Annotated in this window: 15 protein-coding genes; 9 read left to right on the forward strand and 6 right to left on the reverse strand. The window is 29.6% G+C overall.

Annotated elements, in window-relative coordinates; genetic code table 11:
• Positions 1-14 precede the first annotated feature (14 nt).
• From ACMCMH_RS00105 to hemW, 3 genes are all read right to left on the reverse strand, one after another.
• Complete coding sequence (locus ACMCMH_RS00105; RefSeq protein ID WP_412725851.1) at positions 15-1,916, reverse strand: methyl-accepting chemotaxis protein; 1,902 nt, start codon at positions 1,914-1,916, stop codon at positions 15-17.
• Between the two features lie 135 nt (positions 1,917-2,051).
• On the reverse strand, positions 2,052-3,308 hold the full coding sequence (locus tag ACMCMH_RS00110; protein WP_412725853.1) for an argininosuccinate synthase: 1,257 nt from the start codon (positions 3,306-3,308) through the stop codon (positions 2,052-2,054).
• A 60-nt stretch (positions 3,309-3,368) separates the two neighbouring features.
• The gene (gene hemW / locus ACMCMH_RS00115) at positions 3,369-4,427 is read right to left on the reverse strand and encodes a radical SAM family heme chaperone HemW (RefSeq protein ID WP_412725855.1); all 1,059 of its coding nucleotides are present in this window, start codon (positions 4,425-4,427) and stop codon (positions 3,369-3,371) included.
• A 197-nt stretch (positions 4,428-4,624) separates the two neighbouring features.
• Between hemW and ACMCMH_RS00120 the strand changes: the two genes are divergently transcribed.
• Genes ACMCMH_RS00120 through folP form a run of 5 tightly spaced genes read left to right on the forward strand, consistent with a single transcriptional unit; the run spans position 4,625 to position 8,330 of the window.
• Positions 4,625-5,098, forward strand: coding sequence for an RNA pyrophosphohydrolase (locus ACMCMH_RS00120; protein ID WP_412725857.1), 474 nt, complete (start codon positions 4,625-4,627; stop codon positions 5,096-5,098).
• Positions 5,099-5,117: 19 nt separating this feature from the next.
• Positions 5,118-6,329: an aspartate kinase gene (locus ACMCMH_RS00125; protein ID WP_412725859.1), complete on the forward strand. Its 1,212-nt coding sequence runs from the start codon at positions 5,118-5,120 to the stop codon at positions 6,327-6,329.
• A gap of 10 nt (positions 6,330-6,339) precedes the next feature.
• A complete protein-coding gene (locus tag ACMCMH_RS00130) occupies positions 6,340-6,894 on the forward strand; it encodes a HobA family DNA replication regulator (RefSeq protein ID WP_412725861.1) in 555 nt (184 codons plus the stop codon).
• A gap of 7 nt (positions 6,895-6,901) precedes the next feature.
• Positions 6,902-7,519 (forward strand): DNA polymerase III subunit delta', encoded by a 618-nt coding sequence (locus ACMCMH_RS00135; protein ID WP_412725863.1) that lies wholly within the window; start codon positions 6,902-6,904, stop codon positions 7,517-7,519.
• Between the two features lies 1 nt (position 7,520).
• Entirely contained in the window at positions 7,521-8,330 is an 810-nt protein-coding gene (gene folP / locus ACMCMH_RS00140; protein WP_412725865.1) for a dihydropteroate synthase, read from the forward strand.
• 2 nt (positions 8,331-8,332) lie between these two features.
• Here folP and dapE read toward each other — a convergent pair whose 3' ends face one another.
• Positions 8,333-9,433, reverse strand: coding sequence for a succinyl-diaminopimelate desuccinylase (dapE, locus tag ACMCMH_RS00145; RefSeq protein WP_412725867.1), 1,101 nt, complete (start codon positions 9,431-9,433; stop codon positions 8,333-8,335).
• A 75-nt stretch (positions 9,434-9,508) separates the two neighbouring features.
• Between dapE and ACMCMH_RS00150 the strand changes: the two genes are divergently transcribed.
• Complete coding sequence (locus ACMCMH_RS00150) at positions 9,509-9,847, forward strand: hypothetical protein (protein ID WP_412725869.1); 339 nt, start codon at positions 9,509-9,511, stop codon at positions 9,845-9,847.
• A 15-nt stretch (positions 9,848-9,862) separates the two neighbouring features.
• On the opposite strand, the gene ACMCMH_RS00155 is transcribed toward ACMCMH_RS00150, so the two are convergent.
• Positions 9,863-10,393, reverse strand: coding sequence for a gamma carbonic anhydrase family protein (locus ACMCMH_RS00155; protein ID WP_412725871.1), 531 nt, complete (start codon positions 10,391-10,393; stop codon positions 9,863-9,865).
• A 160-nt stretch (positions 10,394-10,553) separates the two neighbouring features.
• Here ACMCMH_RS00155 and nhaA point away from each other — a divergent pair, with 160 nt between their 5' ends.
• The 3 genes from nhaA to ccoG all read left to right on the forward strand — a co-directional run bounded on the left by nhaA (position 10,554) and on the right by ccoG (position 14,879).
• Positions 10,554-11,849: a Na+/H+ antiporter NhaA gene (gene nhaA / locus ACMCMH_RS00160; RefSeq protein WP_412725873.1), complete on the forward strand. Its 1,296-nt coding sequence runs from the start codon at positions 10,554-10,556 to the stop codon at positions 11,847-11,849.
• Complete coding sequence (locus tag ACMCMH_RS00165; RefSeq protein WP_412725875.1) at positions 11,849-13,453, forward strand: cation:proton antiporter; 1,605 nt, start codon at positions 11,849-11,851, stop codon at positions 13,451-13,453. Before nhaA ends, ACMCMH_RS00165 begins: the two co-directional genes overlap by 1 nt.
• Positions 13,454-13,538: 85 nt before the next feature.
• Positions 13,539-14,879 carry a cytochrome c oxidase accessory protein CcoG gene (gene ccoG, locus ACMCMH_RS00170; protein ID WP_412725877.1) on the forward strand — a complete coding sequence of 447 codons (1,341 nt, stop codon included), beginning with the start codon at positions 13,539-13,541 and terminating at the stop codon, positions 14,877-14,879.
• Between the two features lie 69 nt (positions 14,880-14,948).
• Here the strand turns inward: ccoG and ACMCMH_RS00175 are convergent, their stop codons facing one another.
• Complete coding sequence (locus ACMCMH_RS00175; RefSeq protein WP_412725879.1) at positions 14,949-16,523, reverse strand: nitrite/sulfite reductase; 1,575 nt, start codon at positions 16,521-16,523, stop codon at positions 14,949-14,951.
• Between the last annotated feature and the right edge of the window lie 170 nt (positions 16,524-16,693).

Below are 16,693 nucleotides of genomic sequence, written 5' to 3' on the forward strand. Positions count from 1 at the left end.
AGAAAAGATAGAATTTAATCTATCTTTTCTCTTCTATCTACCCCTTTAAAATCTGGATCTATTATTTTTTTTCTAATTTTGATATTTTCTTTCCCTACAAATTTTTTCGATCCCGCATCTGCAACTATATTTGATGCAATTTTTTCTGATTGCCTTGCAACAATATTTGTTTCATTTACAATTTTAACATTTTCATTTGCATTTTTATCTACATTTTTGATTATTTCATTAATGTTTTCTATTTTTATCATTTGAATATTATTGTCATTTGAAACTATCTCTATAAGTTCTATTGTCGATTTAATTCGTTCATTAAGTAAATTGTATCCTTCAATCATATTTTGAGCTATTTCACTTCCTCTTTTTGATTCATCAGATGCAACTGTTATTAAATCTTCGATTTTTTGAGAAGCTTCGGCACTTCTTGTCGCAAGATTTCGTACCTCTTGTGCTACAACAGCAAAACCTTTTCCTGCCTCACCTGCTGTTGCAGCTTCAACTGCTGCATTTAGTGATAAAATATTTGTTTGAAAAGATATTTGTTTAATAGTATCAATTGAATCTAAGATAGCATCTACTTTTCCATAAATATTATTCATAGCAGCAGCTGTTTCTTCTGCTAATTGATGCCCATCTGTAGAGTATTTAGTAACTTCGTTAGCGATTGATTCCATATTCTTACTATTATTACTTGTACTTTTAATATTATTCATAATATCTTCAATAGAACCAGTTGTTTCATCTAACAATGCTGATTGTTCATTAGATGATCTTTTTAAAAGTTTAACATTATGAGAAAAAACATTCGCTGTTTGTTGTAAAGCTTTACCATTTTTAAGGTTTTGTCCACTCAATTTTGTAAGTGTTTCTCCCAATAGATCAACTTGATCAAAAAGGTTTCTAAAACTTCCTTCAAAATTATCTTTATCTTTTACTCGGCTACTGTATTCATCGTGTGAATATTCATCTAGTGTAACTAATGTCTTATCTATATTTTGCTCCATTGAACTTAATAAATCATTTACTATTGAAATTAAATTATTGATTTCTGGATTTGCAGCTTCTGCTTTAATTCTAACATCTAAATTACCCAAAGAAGCTTGCCTACAGGTAGTAGCACTAACACTAATAGCTTTTGTATTTTTATCTATTCCTTCAATTACTTTTACTATATTATCATTTAAAGAAGTTACAATTTCACCTATTTCATCCATATATTTTACATTAAAAGGCTCAATACTCTCTTTTTCATTTGATAAAAATGAGAAAAACTCTAAAAGTTCATTTTTTAAACTTTGTAATGGATCTGTTGTCTTTTTAGTCACAAACCAAACAACAATTAAAGTTAAAGCTATAAATAACACCGATATAATCAATATATAAATAAGAGTATTTTCAATTGCCACATCAGCTTCATCAAGAGAAAACGACAAATCAATCACACCAATAACATCACCCTCTTTTTCATTTGCATGACACATAATACAATCACTAGTAGCAATCATTGGTCGTAAAACTCTAAAATAATGAGACTCACCTTCATAAAACTCAAGAACTTGCTCCTCTTTTGTTGCAAATGATTTTAAAATATCTTTATCTTTTGTGAATTGTTCTTGAGGAGAATAAAGATCAAGTGTTCCTTGACTTTTGGCAACTGTTAGCGTTGATAATCCTTTGATATTATCACGACTATCTTGCTCCGCTTTTTGAATAATAGCAGGATCACCTGTATTCATAGCATTTCGTAAAGTTAAAAATAAAGAATCTGTAAGCATATTTAAAGACTCTTTTGCACTATTTTTGACAAGATTTTGCATATGTGATGCAGTAATATAATTAGTAACAATACTACTTAAAACTAAAATTATAAATATTGGTACAACTATTTTTGTAGATACTCTTAACTTATTTATCATAACTTACCCCTTGATAAATATATTATAACTTATTCTATCTGTAATTATAGTTTATCTTCATTATTTATTCTTAAAATTATTCATTAATAGCTATTTTAAAGTAAAAAAGCTAAGGTTTGAACCTTAGCTTTTTAATTATTTTTTTGAACCTCTTGTGTGTCCTTCAATTATAAATCGAAGAGCGTTCAATCGAATGAACCCTTCAGCATCTTTTTGATTGTAAACATCATCAGCTTCAAAAGTAGAATGTGCTTCACTAAATAATGTTTTTGGAGATGTTCTTCCAACAACAATAACATTTCCTTTATAAAGTTTTAATCTAACTTCACCCTCTACATGTTCTTGTGTTTTATCAATAGCAGCTTGCATCATCTCTCGTTCTGGAGAGAACCAAAAACCATTATAGATAAGTTCTGCATATTTAGCAATCATCCCATCTTTCATATGTGCTTCTTCTCTATCTAAACAAATAGACTCAATTGCTCTATGAGCTTTTAACATAATAGTTCCACCTGGAGTTTCATAACAACCACGAGCTTTCATACCAACATATCTATTTTCAACAATATCAATTCTACCAATACCATGAGTATTTCCATAATCATTTAATTTTTTAAGTAATTTTGCTGGAGATAATGCTTCTCCATTGATAGAGATAGGGTCTCCATTTTTATATCCAATTGTAATATACTCAGGTGTATCTGGTGCTTCTTCTGGAGAATTAGTCCATAACCACATATTATCTTCAGGTTCTGCATTTGGATTTTCTAGATGTAAACCTTCATAAGAAATATGTAAAAGGTTTGCATCCATTGAATATGGACTCACTACAGGATTACCATTTTCATCAACATGTTTTTTATCTATTTCGATACCATGAGATTTAGCATATGCTAAAAGTTTTTCCCTTGAGTTAAGATCCCATTCTCTCCAAGGAGCAATAACTGTAATATCTGGATTTAATCCTAAATATCCAAGTTCAAATCTAACTTGGTCATTTCCTTTTCCTGTAGCACCATGAGAAACAGCATCTGCTCCCATTTTATGTGCAATTTCAATTTGTTTTTTAGCAATAAGAGGTCTAGCAATAGATGTACCTAGTAAGTATTCACCTTCATAAATAGCATTTGCTCTAAACATAGGAAATACATAGTCTTTAACAAACTCTTCTTGAATATCTAAAATAAAAATATTTTCAGGTTTGATGCCATTTTCAAGAGCTTTTTGTCTTGCTGGTTCAACCTCTTCACCCTGACCTAAATCAGCTGTAAAAGTGATCACTTCTGCTTTATATTCTTCTTGTAACCATTTTAATATGATACTTGTATCAAGTCCACCACTATAAGCTAAAACTACTTTTTTTACATTTTTTTGTTGTGTATTTGTGCTCAAATTTTTCTCCAAAATAATTTATTTATTATAAACGGATTATATCGAAATAAGATTAAAATTTTATATATCTAAATATAGTGACAATTCATCTGCAAGCATAAAGTCTGCTGCATAAACTCTATTATTTTCAAAAATAAGTTTTTTTGCATCAATTAGTAAATCAATTTTACTTTTTGCATCTTGATTAAATAAACCCACATCAACTCCAACAACACTTCTAAACCCAAGTAAAACTTTTTCTACTAAAATATCTTCATTATTTAATTTTTCTATCTCAACATACTTTAAAGGATTTTCAATATATTTATGAACATCGTTTTGAGTATATAATCGTTCATTATTTAGACAACCAACAGCCCCACTTCCGATTCCCAGATATTCTTTGTATTGCCAGTAGCCAAGATTGTGTTTACTTCGTGCATTTTCACCCTTTGCAAAATTAGAAATTTCATACTGTGAAAAACCCAATTTTGAAAATTGCTCAAACAAAAATCTAGCTAATTCTTCATTTTCAAATTGTACATTTTTTTTCTCAAAAAACTTCGTACCCTCTTCTATAATTAAACTATATGCACTTATGTGATTTACTGGAAGATTCTTTATAATACTTAAATCATTCTGTAGTAATTCCTTATTATCCAATTGTGTATCATAGATAATATCACAATTTACATTTTCGAAACCAACCTCTTTTGCATGATTGATTGCAGCAATTGCTTGCGATTTATTATGATTTCTTCCTAAAAATTTTAGCTTTTTATCATCGAAACTTTGAACTCCAAAACTAATACGATTTATGCCAATTTCAAATATCTCTTGTAACCATTCTTTTGAAGCAGAATTAGGATTAGCTTCTATAGTTATCTCTGAATCATCTATTAAATATGGCTGTACTATTTCCATCACTTCTTTATATTTTGATGCTTTTATTGTACTTGGTGTTCCACCACCTATAAAAATAGTTTCTATTTTTTTTGCATTTTTCTTGAGTTCATCTTTTAGCTGTATTTTTAAAGCCTCCATGTAATCATCTCGTAAACTATGTAAACTCGTATATGAATTAAAAGCACAATAAAAACATTTGCTGTCACAAAATGGTATATGGATATATAAAAGCATTTTTTCCTCTAGTATTATAATATTTTCGTATCATATCACTATTAACTTTATGTTTTATTTGAAAAGTTTACTTCTATTTTTTGTTATATACATTTTTATTATATTATCCAGTATTTTACAAAATATAAAAGGAATTTTAAAGTATCAATTAGATAATATCCACTTTATATTATATACAATCACAAGGCAAACAATTCATGGAAGATAAAACGAAAAAATACAGACCAAATGTAGCAGCTATTGTTTTATCTTCATCATATCCAGCAAAATGTGAAATCTTCATTGCTTCAAGAATCGATGTAGAAGATGCTTGGCAATTTCCACAAGGTGGTATTGATGAAGGTGAAACACCTAATGAAGCCTTATTTAGAGAATTAGAAGAAGAGATAGGTACAAATAAAGTCGATATTATTGCTGAATTTCCAGAATGGGTTAGTTATGATTTTCCACCATCAGTGGCATCAAGAATGGCACCGTTTGATGGGCAAACGCAAAAATACTTTTTGGTAAAACTACATAAAGGTGCAAAAATTGATATTGATACTGAAATCCCTGAATTTAGTCAATACAAGTTTGTAAAAACAGAAAAATTAAATGATTATATAACATTTTTTAAAAGAACAGTTTATAAAAAAGTATTAAAATATTTTAAGCAAGAAGGTTATATTTAAAAATGGAGAAAAAGAGATAATGTTAAAAGTATTAAAATTTGGTGGTACTAGTGTAGGTACTTTAGAAAGAATACAAAATGTTTCACAAATAATAAAAAAATTTAGAGATCAAGGTCATGATATCGTTGCTGTTGTAAGTGCTATGAGTGGTGAAACAAATAAACTAATAGAATATGCAAATAATTATAGTAAAACTCCCGATGAGCGAGAGATGGATATGCTCTTAAGCTCAGGTGAGCGAGTTACTTCTGCATTATTATCAATCACTTTAAACGAACAAGGTTATCCAACAACTTCAATGAGTGGTAGAGAAGCAGGTATAAGAACAACCGATGAACATACTTATGCAAGAATAGAAGATATCGAAACTAAACATATGCAAAAAACTATAAAAGATGGAAAAATTATCATTGTAGCTGGTTTTCAAGGGGTAAGTGCAGAAAATGGACGAGTAACAACTCTTGGTCGTGGTGGAAGCGATTTGACAGCTGTTGCGCTAGCAGGTGCATTAGAAGCAGATGTTTGTGAGATATACACAGATGTTGATGGTATCTATACTACAGATCCTAGAATTGAACCAAAAGCAAAAAAACTAGACAAAATTTCTTATGATGAGATGTTAGAACTAGCTTCACTTGGAGCAAAAGTTTTACAAAACAGATCAGTAGAGATGGCAAAAAAATTAAATGTAAATTTAGTATCAAGAAGCTCTTTTACACCAGAAGTAGAAGGAACATTAATAACAAAGGAAGAAAATATTATGGAAGCACCAGTAGTAAGTGGTATCGCATTGGACAAAAATCAAATAAGAGTTGGAATGTACGGAGTTGTTGATAAACCAGGTATTGCATCATCAATATTTACAGCACTTGCCGATGCAAATATCAATGTTGATATGATTGTACAAACAAGAGGATTGGACAATACTACAAACTTGGATTTTACAGTTCCTACAACAGATCTAGAAAAAACTAAAAATGTAATGGTAGCTTTTGAAGCAGACAGTGACAAAATCGACTATAATGATTCTATTTGTAAAGTTTCAATTGTAGGTGTAGGGATGAAATCTCACACAGGCGTTGCTTCAAAAGCATTTACAGCAATGGCAAAAGATAATATTAATATCAATATTATCAGTACAAGTGAAATTAAAATTTCTATGATTATTGATGAGAAGTATGCTGAATTAGCAGTAAGATCTTTACACGATGCTTATCAGCTTGATTTATAAGGTATAACTATTGGCACAAGAATTTATAAATTGGACTATTGAAACAATTCGAGAAGATAAACTTCTTGGTCCATGGTTAGAGGAACGAAAGTTTGACTGGGTTCCTTTGACGACAAAAGCAGTTTCAAATATTATTGATAAAAATAAATCAGTTTTAATTATTACTGATAACGATTATGAATGGTTCAAACATTATATTTTATCAAATATTAACAAAAAAAAATTAGCACGGCCATATTTACCTTTTTACTCTTTTGATTCATTTCATTCAAATATTGATGATATTAAAACTGAAAATGATATTCAACTTATTCATGATATGCTTCAAAACTCTTTCCCAAATGGTTACTTTTTTTGGTATATAGGGAAAAGTCAAAGTATGCGAGCAAACTTAGCAAAAATGTCAAAGCAACCTCTTCTTTGGCTTATGGATGAAGAGTTATCAAATAGCTTCTATCTTGATAGTAACGATCCAGCACTGGATATAAGACTTTTAAATATGTATAGACTTTTCAATAAAACCCTTGAAGCAGTATTATTTGCACAAATTGATATAGAAAAATAAAAGTAAAATGATAAAAACTTCAACACTATTCATTGTAAATGATATAGAAAAATCTTTGCAAGAGATAACTTCAAAACTTCCTAAACACGCAATAAGAATTATCAAAAATGAAGAGGAAGGGAAACAGGAATTTCAGCTTTTACAAGCACAAAAAGCGATCAAAGAAGCATATATCGCGGATAATGAAAGAAAATATATTTTTTTATGTGGAGAAAGTTTTCGAGTAGAAGCCCAAAACTCTCTTCTAAAAGTTTTAGAAGAACCTCCAAGAAATATTGTATTTATTATTATTACAATATCTAAAAATTCTATATTACCAACTATTCTTTCACGAGTACAAGTAAACTACAATAAAACAAAAAAAATAGTCGAAGAGTTTACTCTAGATATCAAAAAACTAGAACTTAAGGATATATATAAATATCTTAAAGAAAATCAGCGAATTTCTAAAAATGATGCAAAAAATGTAGTAGAATCTATCATCTACTCTATCAATAAACATAATATACAATTAACACAAAAACAACTTCATAGTTTTAGTACTGCTATGAAACTTTTAGAACTCAATTCACGACCTTTAAATGTCTTAACAACTCTACTTTTAAATTTAATGGTAAAAAGATAATATGCAACAAGATAATCTAACCACTACAAAAATAATGGGTATCATCAATGCAAACAATGATAGTTTTTATGAAGGTAGTCGCTTCAAAGGTTTAGATGCAATAGAAAAAATAAACTCACTGATACAAGATGGTGCACAAATCATTGATATAGGTGGAGTTTCAACAAAACCTGGTAGCCTTCCAATTTCACAAGATGAAGAGTTACAAAGAATCAAACCAATTTGTGATCTTATTTTCAAAGAAAAGATTTATGAAAAAGTTACTTTGAGTATAGATAGTTATACACCAAAAGTTATAGAATATGCTTTAAAATCTGGTTTTACCATAGTCAATGATATTACAGGGTTACAAAATGATGAAGTGGTAAAAATCACTGCAAAATATAATGCAACGGTCATCATTATGCATATGCAAGGAGAACCTCAAAATATGCAAGTAAATCCAACATATAAGGATGTAGTTTCAGAAGTACATCAGTTTTTTACAAAACAAATACAAAAAGCTACACAATTTGGTATAAAAAATATTATACTAGATGTTGGAATTGGTTTTGGAAAATCACTTGAACATAATTTATCACTTCTAAAAAATATGGATTCATTTTTAGACTTAGATTGTGAAATTCTTATTGCTGCTAGTAGAAAATCGATGATTGATAAAATCACACCATCATCTATCAACGAAAGATTAAGTGGAACACTGGCTATTCATTTAGATAGTGTAAGAAGAGGAGCTTCACTCGTAAGGTGCCATGATGTAAAAGAACATCACCAAGCCCTTAAAGTACAAGAGGCTATTGATAATATATAACCTTACCAAGTCTTTATAATATTTTCAAATACCTCTGCTAATTTTTCAACCTCTTTTACTGTTGTTCTTTCATTTATAGCATGAATTGTGTCATTTTTCACACCAAATTCAACTGTAGGAATTTTAAACTGCCCAAATAATCTTGCATCGCTCGTACCACCTGCTGTACTTAACTTTGTGTTCATATTACAAATTGATTGAATACTGTTTTGCATCACTTTTACTACTTTTGTATCTTCATTCGTTACAAAAGGATACGAACCTTGGGTTAATCGTAAAGTATAATCTAAATCTTGAAATTTTTCTGCTATAAATTTTGTAATAGATTCTTGATTTGTTTTTGTAGAGTTTCTAACATTAAACATCATATTGAGTTTATTTGGTGTTACATTTGTTACTTCCATACCCGATCGTATATCTGTTATGATAAATTTACTAGGTGAAAAAAACTCATCTCCATTATCTAAATTGTATCCTGCAACTTGAGGAAGAATTGGGGATACTAAATGTACTGGATTTATAGCTTTTTCAGGATATGCAGCATGTCCTTGTTTTCCTTTTACCTCTAAATAACCATTGATACTTCCTCTTCGTCCTACTTTGATGGCATCGCCAAATACCTCTTCACATGTTGGCTCAGCAACTATAGCAGAACTAGGTAAAAAGTTTTTTTCTTTTAAATACTCCAAAACTTTAATAGTGCCATAAGTTCCTTCACCCTCTTCATCAGAAGTAAGTAAAATAGATAAAGTTCCATTAAAATTTGTAGCGTTTTTACACGCATATAAAAAACTAGCAACACCACTTTTCATATCTTGTGCACCTCTTGCTGTTATAACTCCATCTATAACTTCAGCAGCAAAAGGATCAACGCTCCATCCCTCACCTGTAGGTACAACATCTACATGTCCTGCAAAACAAAGATGTTCTTCACTTTCAGTAAACTTTTTATAATAAAATCTATTTGTTACATCTTCTATATCTAATTTTATACATTGCCAAGTATCCCCTAAATATTCATCGATAAAATCATATATTCCTGCATCATCAGGAGTTATAGATTTGTATTGTAAAAGCTTTTGAAATAATGGTATAATTTTCATAGATATCCTATTTTATTTTTTGGTAATTTTAGCTAAACTAAACTTTTAATATTAAAATATAAGGGAATTAAATACATGAATTTAGAAATAACACCTGAAGTAATAGCATCTCAACTAGAAATAGGAAAAACAGAAGCTAGCTTAAAGCAAATAGAAATAAATATTAACAATACGAAAAATTTTGATAGTTTTTCAAAACATATAATTAGCTTAAATGATAAACTAAAACATATGAATGCATATGTTGGATTATCAAATAAAGAATCATATTTTAAAATAAAATGTGATGAACAAGGTGTTAAAGAGATTGAAAAGGAATTTTTAGAAGTAGTTGAACACTGGAGTAAAAAGTACCAAGTAGAACTTAAACAACTTAATAATAAAAATATTTTTTATATTATAGGGAAAAACTAGTTTTCCCTATAATATTTAAGGGTTTAAATAGTCATTTTTATAATCTACATATAACAAAGCATGATTTTTCAATGCTATAACATTTGACTCATCAAGAGTTTTCACAACTGTTGCTGGGCTTCCCATAATAAGACTTTTTGGTGGAAAAGTTTTATTTGCTGTTACAAGTGAATTTGCACCAACAATACTCCCTTCACCAATAACAGCTCCATCCAAAATAGTAGCACTCATTCCTATTAAACAATTATTTTCAATTGTACAGCCATGAAGCATAACTTTATGACCAACAGTTACATCATCTCCAATAATTGTAGCATTCCCGTTCATATTTGCTTCTGGTTCTTCGTGTGTTACATGAATCATAGAAAGGTCTTGAATATTAGTTCTTTTCCCTATTCTAATTTTATTAACATCACCTCGAACAACACATCCAAACCAAATAGAGCTATCTTTTCCTAATTTTACATTACCAATAACATCAGCACTACTTGCAACCCAAGCAGACTTTTTTATTTTTGGAAACCATTTTTTAAATTTATGTAACATTTTTTTCCCTTTGAATATTAATTATTTATATTATTTTAACATGAGATTCATTTATAAACAAGCGAAGATTCAACACTCATTATCGATTACTTTTACTACCACAGCAAGATTTAAACTTATCTGAATAAAATAATGTAATTTATTACAAGGAATATAGCTAATGACAGACCGACTTCGGACAATACACAGATTTATAAAAGATGAATCATTTAGTGGGGTTCTTTTATTTATTGCCACACTTGCTGCTGTTATGATTGCAAACTCTGCATTGAGTTCAGTCTATTTTGATTTATGGAACACACCACTTGGGGTTACTCTTGGCAATCATACAATATCAATGGATTTAACACATTGGATCGATGATGGATTGATGGCACTTTTTTTCCTTATGGTTGGACTAGAAATTAAAAGAGAACTTTTAATAGGTGAATTATCATCTGTTTCAAAAGCAAGTTTTCCCATTATTGCTGCAATTGGAGGGATGGCTATACCTGCTTTAGTTTATATCGGATTAAATCCTACTAATCCTCTTGGTTTTGGTATACCAATGGCAACAGATATTGCTTTTGCGCTAGGAATATTGATGCTTTTAGGAAAAAGAGTAAATCCTGCTTTAAAACTTTTTTTAGTAGCACTTGCTGTTGTTGATGACTTAGGAGCTGTATTAATTGTTGCAACAGTTTATACAAGTGAAATCCATACAGAATACTTTTTACATGCGGGAATCGTTTATGCGTTTATTTGGATACTGAACTACAAAAAAGTAACTTCACTTATCCCTTATTTACTTGCAGGTATTGCATTGTGGATATTTGTACATTCTATTGGTATTCATGCAACTATTGCAGGTGTATTATTAGCTTTTGCGATCCCTATATCATCTAAAGTAGATGAGAAAAAATTTATTGACTACACTCAAACATCATTACAGGAGTTTGAAAATAATATAGATAACAAAGCTACTTTAAATCATTCTCAAATTGAGGCACTTGATAGAATTGCACACAATTATGATAAAGTACAAAATCCACTTCTAAAACTTGAGCATCAACTCCACGGTTTTTCTGCATTTTTTATTATGCCTTTATTTGCATTTTCGAATGCCGGAGTAGTTTTAAACTTTGGCGCTGTTTCTGAACATTTGATGATAGTTTTAGGTGTTGTACTGGGATTAATAATAGGAAAGCCTATAGGTATTTTTGGATTTACATATCTTGCAACAAAGCTTAACATAGTAAAAAAACCCGATAATTTAAGTTGGGCTGAGATCATTGCTGTAGGTTTTTTAGGTGGTATTGGATTTACTATGTCAATTTTTATAACACAACTAGCATTTTTAGATGCAGCTATGATAGATGCTGTAAAACTAGGAATTTTTGTAGCCTCATTTATTGCAGGTACTATAGGTGTCTTATTTATATTAAAAATACCAAAAGAAAAAAGTGAGAATATATAATGGATTTATTAGCAATTATAGTTTTTACCCTTTTCATTTCACTAGTGCTTAATGTTATTTTAAAAAAGATTCATCTTCCTACCATTATAGGTTATATAATTACAGGAACAATTATCGCCTATACATTTGGATTGCATAGTGCTGTTAATAACCATACTTTACAAGAGATTGCAGAGTTTGGTGTTGTTTTTTTAATGTTTACAATTGGTCTTGAATTTTCTATTGAACATCTCAAAAGAATGAAAAATGAAGTATTTGTAACAGGAACTTTACAAATTGTAATTACAGCAGCTATTGTATATCTTATGGCTTATTACATATTTGACATTGAACAGCAGGTTTCATTTATTATCTCTTTAGCTATTGCATTATCTTCTACAGCTATTGTTTTAAAAACATTTAATGAAACAGGCGAAATAAATAAAAGATATGGCCAAAGAAGTTTAGGAATTTTGATTATGCAAGATATTGCAGTTATTCCTATTTTATTAGTTATTGGTTTTTTAAGTAATGACAATAGTGAAGTATCAGAATTAATAATAAGAATGGCTATAAGTGCAGTAGTTTTACTAGCATTGCTTTGGATAATTGGGAAATACCTTTTAGAGCCATTTTTTGATCAAATTGTAAAAACTAATTCAGATGAACTTTTTGTCGGAACTATCCTTTTTTTAGCAATTGGAGCTTCTTATTTAGCACATGCTTTAGGATTTTCTTTCTCTCTAGGTGCATTTATAGCTGGTATGTTGATTGCAGAAACAAAATATAAACATCAAGCCGAAGCTGATCTTATTCCATTTAGAGATATATTACTAGGAATATTTTTTATTACAGTAGGGATGCAAATACAATTTGATATCATATATGAATATATTTTTATCATATTTGCTTTATTAATTGCTGTTATGGTATTGAAATTTATTATTATTTTTTCAATTGTTAGAGTTAACGAAAGTAAAAGAATCTCTATTAAAACAGCATTAAGTTTAGTTCAAGTTGGAGAGTTTTCACTTGCACTTTTAGAGCTTGCTCGTTCAAATTCACTGATTGGTCCTCCGTATGGTCAGGTGATGATTGTAACAATTGTCTTTTCTATGATAATTACCCCTATTATTTTAAAAAATCTATCAAGTATTGTAGATTTTTTTACAAAAAATAATAATGAAGAGCCTTTAGAGGTCAATTCATCTCCTATTGAAGGGCATACAGTTATTTTAGGTTTTGGAGAATTTGGACGAAATATAGCACACACTTTAAAAGACAATGGGCAACTTTATATCTCAATTGAAAACAATATCGAAATATACCATCGTGCAAAAGCTATGGATGAACCTATAGTATTTGGAAATGCAACAAACAAAGAGATTTTGAAAAGTGTCAATATAGCACAAGCCCAATACATCATTGTTGCTATTGATAATCCGAAAAAACTGTATGGTGTATGTGAAACATTAAAAAAATATGTATCAATTCATAAAATTATTGCAAAAATACATACAAGTGATCAAAAAGAAGAGCTAGTAAATTTAGGTATACAACATATTATTATAGAAAATGAGTTAGCTAGTAATTGCGTTAGTGAACTTATATTTCAACACAAATAAAAAGGTATTTTCAATTTTTTTGAACATACCACCAAAAGAACACTTTTAAATATTATAGTTTCTTAAATTAAATTAAGGAACTATTATGAGTTATGCACAAAAAAGATATTTGACATATTTTTTAATCACAGTTTTCATCATGGGTGTACCATTTATCACTATCGATGGAAATCATCTTCTACTTTTATCTTTCGAGAGATTACAGTTTCATTTTATTGGATATGCTTTTAATGTAAATGAGTTATTCATCATGCCATTTTTACTTATGCTTTTATTTATAGGTATATTTGCTGTTACATCAATGTTCGGTAGAGTTTGGTGTGGATGGGCCTGTCCTCAAACAATATTTAGAGTTATCTATCGTGATCTTATCGAAGGTACTATGCTCGATCTCACACGAATCAAAAATAAACAAAAGTTTGCCGACTTTTCAAAACCTATGAATCTGTTTAAAAAAGTTGTAGCTATAACTTTATGGAGTGTCATCTCGATTATTATCTCAACAAACTTTATTTTATATTTTGTAGCAAGTGAAGATTTCTTTGTATATATGCAAAATCCATCTGAACATATTTTTATGATAATTTTCATTTTAAGTATCGCAGGATTTTTAGTATTTGATATTTTAGTGATGAAAGAAAACTTCTGTCAATATGTTTGTCCTTACTCAAGAGTACAATCTGTTTTATATGATGATGACACAAAACAAGTAGTTTATGATACAAATAGAGGTGGAGATATTTATACTAAAGGTGAAAAATCTATCTTTAATATCAAAGAGTGGTCAAATAACGAAGAGTGTACCACTTGTGAAGCGTGTGTAAAAGTATGTCCTACTCATATAGATATACGAAAAGGTTTTCAGTTTGAGTGTATCAACTGTTTAGAGTGTTCTGATGCGTGTACTACAGTTATGGGAAAACTTGGTAAAAAATCATTAATCAACTGGGGAAGTACAAATAGTGTTTTAAATAAAATTAATACAAAGTTTTTTACACAAAAGAATATTATGTATGTAGTTGCAATTGTATTATCAATACTATTTACAATAGGATATGCTCAAAAGCAAGAGCCAATACTAGCACAACTCAATAAAACTACAAAACTTTACAACATCAAAGATGGGGGAATTGTAACAAACAACTATGTTTTAACTATTAGAAATAATCAAAATAAACCTTATAGTTATAACCTTAGTCTTGATGATGATAGATTTTTTGTAAAGAGATTTAAAACTAAAAGTATCAAACCAAATAAAGAGTCAAAATTTATCTTAATAGTTGGTTCCAAAACACGATTGGATTTGTCAGATACAAAAGTAACTGTATTGAAAATAAATATGAATATTTCAACAAAAGAAAATCCAGAACTAAAAATAAAAAGAGAACTCTCTTTTATCTATCCTAGAAATGATGCTGTAAAGTAAGAATTAATAGCAGTGAAAAGAGAAGTATTTAAACTTCTCTTTTTATCGTTATTTTTTATAAAGGGAATATTACTTCTCCAACTCCACCACATTTAAATACTCTTTAAATGAAGTCTGACCTAAATTGTCTTCACCGTATGAAGATATTAGTTTTCCTACGAAATCTACAAGGTTTGTAGCAGTTACTTTTACACCCGTTTTGTGTGCAAATCTACTCCCTTTTTCACCATGTAGTTGTCCACCTAAATGTACATCATACCCCTCTACTCTATTTCCATCTTCATCTCGCACTTTAGTACCAATAAATCCTATATCTGAAATCTGTGGATGAGAACATCCGTTTCCACATCCTGATATTGCCATAATAAGGTTTTCTTCAAAGTCTGGATGGTTCTCTTCTAGTTGTGTAACTACTTTTTTAGCAAACTCTTTTGTTTCAGTGATACCAAACTTACAAAACTGTATCCCTGTACATGACTGTAATCTTGCTCTAAATGGGCTAGGTTCATAAGGATAACCTAATGCATCTATCTCATCTGCAAGAGCTTGTACATCTTGTGTAGGTACACCATAGATGATGAAGTTTTGAGTAGAAGTTAGTGCGAAACCTTTCACATTGTATTTATTACAAATATCACTTATAGCTTGGAAATCTTCCCCTGCTATTCTCCCTGAGTTTGTAGCAAAACCTACGAATGATTCGTTTTCTTGTTTTGCTTCATGGATACCAAAGTGATTTCTATTTTCAAAAGGTGTAATTTTTGGCTCTACTAGTCCCTCTTGTAGTTTATATCCAATTTTTTCTTCAATAGCATCTACAAATTTTTCAAGTCCCCACTCATTTACTAAGTGTCTTACTCTTGCTTTGTTTCTGTTTGCTCTATTTCCATTATCTCTAAAGATTTCAGCACAGGCTACAGTTACATCTTTTACTTGATTTTCTTTTACATATCTGTTTGCTCTGTATGCTATTTGTTTAGACTTAGATAAACCACCACCAACAGTAAGGTCAAATAATACTTCACCATCTTCAGTTTTAAATGCTGTAAAAGCTACATCTTGTACCTCATGAGAAGCTGTGTGTCTTCCACATCCTGAGATTCCTACTTTATATTTTCGTGGGAAGTTACAAAATCTATCATCATTTTGATCAAAATATGTATCTACCTCTTTTACCAAATATGAGGCATCATATATCTCATCTGCTGCCATTCCTGCAACTGGTGAAGTCATAATAGGTCGTGGTCCATCTCCTGATGCCATTCTTGAAGTTAATCCTACAGAGTCAAGAAGCTCTAAAATTGCTGGCATATCTTTTATTTCTATAAAGTGAAACTGTACATTTTGTCTATTTGTTAAATCTACAAGACCTTGTGCGTACTCTTGACCTATTTTAGCTAAAACTGCTAATTGCTCTAGGTTTAGTTTTGCATCAACGATTTTAATTCTTTTCATAAAGTATTTTTTATCTTCTGTTTCATCTTTATTGATGTGAGGATACATACCATACCATTTTAACAAACCGATATATTCCTCTTTTAAAGGGATACCCTCTTCGGCTTCTTTATAAATATCTTCTATTACTTTTAGTGGGTTTCTTGAAGCTTTTAATACTTCTAATGCTGATAATTCTTTTTGGACCATGTTATTCTCCTATATTTTACTCAAGATTACTTATCTATTTTAATGACATTATATACTCAATATCCTAAAAATTTTAATCACGACTTTTTTAATAAAGAATAAAAACACGATTAAATATAATAATTAATTATTTTTAATATAATTTTCACTATTTTTTTATTTACCGTGTA

Source organism: Arcobacter sp. 15-2 (assembly GCF_047159865.1).
Lineage (GTDB): Bacteria > Campylobacterota > Campylobacteria > Campylobacterales > Arcobacteraceae > JAIOSF01.

Bases quoted from the DNA above. Each gene is read 5' to 3' on its own strand.
- ACMCMH_RS00135 (WP_412725863.1), top strand. From the start codon at position 6,902: ATGATAAAAACTTCAACACTATTCATTGTAAATGATATAGAAAAATCT.
- ACMCMH_RS00175 (WP_412725879.1), bottom strand. From the start codon at position 16,523: ATGGTCCAAAAAGAATTATCAGCATTAGAAGTATTAAAAGCTTCAAGA.
- ccoG (WP_412725877.1), top strand. From the start codon at position 13,539: ATGAGTTATGCACAAAAAAGATATTTGACATATTTTTTAATCACAGTT.
- ACMCMH_RS00125 (WP_412725859.1), top strand. From the start codon at position 5,118: ATGTTAAAAGTATTAAAATTTGGTGGTACTAGTGTAGGTACTTTAGAA.
- hemW (WP_412725855.1), bottom strand. From the start codon at position 4,427: ATGCTTTTATATATCCATATACCATTTTGTGACAGCAAATGTTTTTAT.
- ACMCMH_RS00155 (WP_412725871.1), bottom strand. From the start codon at position 10,393: ATGTTACATAAATTTAAAAAATGGTTTCCAAAAATAAAAAAGTCTGCT.
- ACMCMH_RS00165 (WP_412725875.1), top strand. From the start codon at position 11,849: ATGGATTTATTAGCAATTATAGTTTTTACCCTTTTCATTTCACTAGTG.
- dapE (WP_412725867.1), bottom strand. From the start codon at position 9,433: ATGAAAATTATACCATTATTTCAAAAGCTTTTACAATACAAATCTATA.
- ACMCMH_RS00120 (WP_412725857.1), top strand. From the start codon at position 4,625: ATGGAAGATAAAACGAAAAAATACAGACCAAATGTAGCAGCTATTGTT.
- ACMCMH_RS00105 (WP_412725851.1), bottom strand. From the start codon at position 1,916: ATGATAAATAAGTTAAGAGTATCTACAAAAATAGTTGTACCAATATTT.
- ACMCMH_RS00150 (WP_412725869.1), top strand. From the start codon at position 9,509: ATGAATTTAGAAATAACACCTGAAGTAATAGCATCTCAACTAGAAATA.
- folP (WP_412725865.1), top strand. From the start codon at position 7,521: ATGCAACAAGATAATCTAACCACTACAAAAATAATGGGTATCATCAAT.
- nhaA (WP_412725873.1), top strand. From the start codon at position 10,554: ATGACAGACCGACTTCGGACAATACACAGATTTATAAAAGATGAATCA.